Source organism: Methanomethylovorans sp. (genome assembly GCF_041305605.1).
Taxonomy (GTDB): domain Archaea; phylum Halobacteriota; class Methanosarcinia; order Methanosarcinales; family Methanosarcinaceae; genus Methanomethylovorans.
Genome location: NZ_JBFYLB010000065.1, coordinates 1 through 4,659, shown reverse-complemented (window position 1 = coordinate 4,659; position 4,659 = coordinate 1). Strand labels below are relative to the sequence as shown.

The window sequence follows — 4,659 nt, the reverse complement described above, 5'->3', positions numbered from 1 at the left end:
ATCTCTGGTAATTATGCCTATGTAACCAGTGATACAGGCCTGGTAATTCTGGATATAACCAATCCGGTCTCTCCGACACTTGCCGGAACTTACAGCATTGTTGGCAATTCTGTTGCTGTAGAAGATGATTATATATATGTGGCCGATGGAGACAGAGGACTTACCATACTCCACATGGAAGAATCACATAAAACAGCATTATCCACATCGATAACAAATCTCAAAGAAACCGGGGTTAGCACAGAATGGATCAACTGGACATGGACAAATCCTTCAAGCGCAGATTTCAGCCATGTAATGGTGCATATCGATGGGAAATTTGTTGTAAATACCTCTGAGGATTATTACAACTTAACGGGATTATCCGAAGGAACCACACATATCATAAGTACTAAGACTGTGTTTACTTCAGGAGGCATCAATAACACGTGGGTGAATGATTCAGCTCAGACTGTGCTTCCACCAGACACAACAGCACCGGAAACCGTTACCGATCTTAAGGAAGATGGTGTTGGTTCAAGCTGGATAAACTGGACGTGGACAAATCCAACCAATACGGACTTCAGCCATGTGATAGTCTATGCTGACAATGAATTTGTTGGAAATTCAAGCAACGGTCACTATAACTTAACAGGACTTGCCGAAGGAACCACACATACCATAAGTATCAGAACCGTTGACATGTCCGGAAATATTAATTCTGAAGGGGTCAATGATTCAGCAACAACGATAGTATCGACAGGTACGACATCTACGGCACTGCCGGTGATCTCTGAACTTTCAGGTAAGAGTATTAATTCCAATTCTATTACATTGACCTGGACAAATTCCCTTGATGTATCGACTGTTGCAATATACAGGAATAACATCATTGTTGGCAATGTAAGTGGATCGACGTTATATACCGATAGTAACCTCGCAAGTTCCACATCCTACAATTATACCCTGATCCCATACAGCAAGGCTGGAGTAGCAGGAAAAACAGTGAATATAGTTCTGAATACTGGATCATTAAGTAGCAGTAATAGTGGTAGCAGCGGAAGTAGCGGAGGAAGTACTGCAAGTAAGAGTAGTAGCAGTGGTGGTGGAAGCGGTGGTGCAGCCAGCACAGAAGACTTCTCAAACATAGCAGCAAAAGATGCAGATAGTGAATACTTGAGCATAAATGCCAATGTCACCTATGAGTTTTCAAAAGAAGGGAATCCTATACAATCAATTAGCTTCTATTCTCTCAAGAACTCAGGAGACGTAACAACCTCCATAGAGACGTTGAACAACAGATCCAAGAGTGTAAGTACTACACCTGAAGGACTCATATATAAATATGTCAACATCTGGGTTGGTAAGGCCGGTTTTGCTACTGCAGATAACATAAAAGATGCCAGGATGAAGTTCAAAGTTGAAAACTCTTGGATCGAGGAAATAGGAGTAAGCCCTGAAAATGTGAAGTTGCAGAGATATAATGGCACAGGATGGCACGTATTGCCGACTACTTTGGAAAGCGATACCACAAGCTATGCGGTATTCGAAGCCCAGACCCCTGGATTTTCGCAGTTCTCCATAACTGCTGAAAGGGAAAGTGTATCTTCTGTAATCGATGAAGCAGATACGACTCCTGTTCAGACAGATGTGGGTTCAGAAGCACAACCAGAAAAGACTCCAGGATTTGGGTTCAGCATGACTCTCCTTATGATTGGGGTAGTTGCGGTTGGGTACACATATCTGAAGAGAAAGCAAAACTGATCTTTTTTAGCCGCTGTACTGACTGTGCAGGGGTTTAGAATAGATTGAGAGATAAATAAAGTCATGATCATCTCTCAATTTCAACTTTATTTTCTATTATTTTTTTGTCTTTTAAATTATTTAATAGGAAGACTTGGCTGTTACTGCAATCTATAAAACATTATCGAAAAGGATATAGCCAAGTACTATACTTGTAGCCTATATAAGCAAAGTAAGGAAAAAGAGATCGAGAATAGATCGCCTAAATTGAGGAATTATATGGGGAGAAAAAAGAATTTGATCAGCAGGATATCTATTGTATTGATAGTGCTTACAGTATCCGCTTTTGTTGCTTGTGGTTCAACAGTGGAAGATAAGCACAATATGACAGAGGCTGAAAAGAAGCTGAGCACAGATCTGCTTGGCCTTGTGGAAGCAACGAAATCCCAAGCATCAACTGAACCTGTTGCTAATTCAGAAGGTCAAGATCTTGTGTATGTGTATGTTTATCTTTATAAGGGTAACAACACCAACGTTATAGAACCTGTGGTACAGGAAATCACCGACTGGGACGAGGAAAATTCAGTAGCTGTTGCCTGGATAAGTATAAATGAGCTGGAAGAGCTCGCCTCTCTTGAGGAAGTAAAGAACATAAGAACTGTAATGCCTCCTGTTGTGAACAACAGTTCTGCTACAACCAAAGAGAACGCAAGTGACAGCGATGGAGCTGAAGAAAACAACTATGTTGAAGATGGAAGCTGGATCAAGCTGATAGGAGTGATGATTTTTACTGCAATAATATTCAAAAAGAGATCTAAATAACTATAGATGGTAGTGGAGAGGTAAGTTTTCGATGAACTAAAAGTCGAAAATAGAAGGAGGAGTTGTATTGGGTATAGCAAATGGTCTTATTCGAATAATTGGTATTGTATTAACAATATTCTTAATATCGATTGTTATCGCCTGCGGTTCACCTGCCTCATTAGAAGAGGACGCTATTTTCCAGCTTTGTTATCAGGCTGACAAGTACAATATTACAGAATCACAGCAGAAGATCAGTGCAGATCTTCTTAATCTTATTGATGATACAACAGCATCGCAATCATCATTGGTACCTGTCAGTAATTCAGATGCTCTTCGATCGTCAAATTTCATCCCAGCCAATAAAGAAAATGGATTGGACGGGGACCTTGTGTATGTATATGTCTACCTCAAAAAGGACAGCAGCATTGAAGCAATCAAACCCTTTGTGGAAGATATCACAGACCATGATGAAGGAAATTTAGTCGCTGCAGCATGGATAAGTGTTAACAAGCTGGAAGAACTGGCCTCCCTTGAAGAAGTGAAAAGCATAAGGACAGTATTGCCTCCTGTTACGAACGTTGGATCAGTCAACACCCAGGGAGATGATGTCCATGGAACTGCCAGTGTAAGGTCCGGTTATGCTGAAGATGGAAGCGGGATAAAGATAGGAGTGATCTCGGATGGAGTGAATTATCTCGCTGAATCACAGGCTTCCGAAAATCTGCCTGACGATGTTACCGTTCTAAGTGATGGATATGGAGGAAATGAAGGCACTGCCATACTTGAGATCATACATGATATGGTACCCGGAGCAAAACTATATTTCCATGATAACGGCGCTAATATCATTGCATTCAACGCAGCTATTGATGAGCTGGTTGCGGCGGGTTGCAACATTATAATCGACGATGTTGCATGGTACGAAGAACCTTTTTTCGAGGATGGAATCGTAGCTTCCCACATTGAAGATGTGATAAATAGCAATAATGTACTATATCTGTCTTCAGCAGGCAATGAGGGAGATACTCATTATCAGGGAACATACGTTAATGATGGTGACAATTTCGATAGCGAATACTTCATTGTACATATGGAAACTGGAAGCAGTATCAAGGTCATTCTCCAGTGGGATGATCCCTTTGGCTCATCAACAAATGACTATGACCTTCTCCTGTACGATGAATATGATGTCTTAGCCATCTCAAATAGTACCGGACCTGATCCATTAGAGTGGATAGAGTTCTACAATGATGGACCAGAGCAGGATTACTATATAGGTGTATACAACTACGAGGGGATGGCAGAAGCAAGGACTCTTGAATTGTTCTTTTACCCTTCACTTGGAGCCTCTGTTGATAATAGCAATCTGGTTGTCGAAGATTCCATATATGGTCACCCTGCTGCCCCAAGTGTCGTTGCCGTGGGAGCTGTACCCTGGAACAATCTAAACACCATTGAATACTATTCCTCCCAGGGTCCGGTGACAATTGTCTATCCTGAAGAATACCTCAGACAAAAACCCGATATATGTGGAGTGGATGGCGTATCCACATCTACTCAGGGCTTCACTGAATTTTGGGGAACCAGTGCCTCGGTTCCTCATGCTGCAGCGATCGCTGCACAGATATGGAGTAGCAATAATTCAATGACCGCTACAGAAGTACGCAATAGATTACTCTCCGATGCCGTTCAAGATATTGATACACCTGGATTTGATTATGTCTATGGCTATGGAATAGCTGATTCTGCTAAATATTTCATAAACTTAATGGGAGACCTGATACCACCTAGATCCATAACGGACCTTCAAGAAACCGGGATTGGACCAGGCTGGATAAGATGGACATGGACAAATCCGGCTGATCCGGACCTCAAACATGTGATGGTATATATTGATGGTTCCTTTATCGCAAATACAACTGAAGAGTTTTACAATCTAACAGGATCGGCACAGCAAACAGCACATACTATCAACATCAAAACCGTGGATACTTCCGGAAATATTAATGACATGTGGGTTAATGACTCCGCAACAACTTCACCGGCAAATGGAGTTACTGTGGAACTTGCCAGTCGCTTTGAGGGAGAAATATTCAATGTGGCTGTAACAGGTGACTATGCCTATGCAGCTGA

At 41.6% G+C, this 4,659-nt stretch carries 3 protein-coding genes; all 3 read left to right on the top strand.

Features of this window, described 5'->3' with window-relative positions:
- A partial coding sequence (locus ACCM36_RS04155; RefSeq protein ID WP_370572475.1) for a PGF-pre-PGF domain-containing protein occupies window positions 1-1,743 on the top strand: 1,743 nt, incomplete at its 5' end.
- 258 nt (window positions 1,744-2,001) lie between these two features.
- Window positions 2,002-2,544: a hypothetical protein gene (locus ACCM36_RS04150; protein WP_370572474.1), complete on the top strand. Its 543-nt coding sequence runs from the start codon at window positions 2,002-2,004 to the stop codon at window positions 2,542-2,544.
- 67 nt (window positions 2,545-2,611) lie between these two features.
- A partial coding sequence (locus ACCM36_RS04145; RefSeq protein WP_370572473.1) for a S8 family serine peptidase occupies window positions 2,612-4,659 on the top strand: 2,048 nt, incomplete at its 3' end.